Raw genomic sequence first — 793 nt, forward strand, 5'->3', positions numbered from 1 at the left:
AAAGAATTTTTTTCGGCAGGTTCAAATTTGTTTTAGAGACAGCACCCGGAAGGGGCGCGGGCTCCTGCTCCTGCGCGGCACGCGCCGCGCGGGCCGCGTTCCGCCGGGACAGCGCGTCGAGCAACTCCAGCTCGCCCCGGCCCCGCAGCAGCAACAGCACGAACGGGTCCTCGTCCAACAGTCGCGCCGTCTGGTAGCAGAGCGCCGCCGCGTGCTTGCAGGGGTGCCCGTAGTCGGGGCAGCTGCACCGGGGTTCGAGCTCGCCCGCGCCCGGCAGCAGGCGCACGCCCCGGCCTCCGGCTCCGGCACCGGCACCGGCTCCGGGGGCCGGCCCGGCCAGGGTGTGGGGCAGTTCCTTGTCCAGCAGCGCGGCGATGTGGGCCGGTTGTTCCGCCGCCGCGTCCAGGAAGCGGTCCCATTCCGCGTCGTCCAGGGTCCGCAGACGGAGCTGTACCCGGTACGGTCGGGGCCTGCTGCCGTGCACATACGCCAGCACCAGCCCCGGCGTCACGGTGATCGCGTCGACGTTCCCCCTGTCGGCGTACGCCCGGCCGCGAGCCAGCCGTGCCGCGTCCAGCGCGCCCTCCTCCAGAGCCGTCACCCACGCGTTGCCCCACCAACTCTCCGCGAAGGCCTCCCCGGCGGAGGTCCGGGGCGGGAACGGGCGGAAGGTGCGCCGCAGTTCACCGTCCCGGGAGGGAGCGGCCATGGTGCGGGGGACTTGGGGCATGGTGCCGTCCGGGAGCGCGGCCACCGGGAAGGCAGGGCCCAGGGGCGGGGGGCCGGGCAGATC

Annotated in this window: 1 protein-coding gene; it reads right to left on the reverse strand. The window is 73.6% G+C overall.

The window, feature by feature from the left end; genetic code table 11:
• Positions 1-793: SWIM zinc finger family protein (locus P1P70_RS45300; protein ID WP_319248418.1), on the reverse strand; the 793-nt coding region annotated here is incomplete at both ends.

The sequence above is a fragment of the Streptomyces sp. MB09-02B genome, assembly GCF_033794485.1.
Classification (GTDB): Bacteria; Actinomycetota; Actinomycetes; order Streptomycetales; family Streptomycetaceae; genus Streptomyces.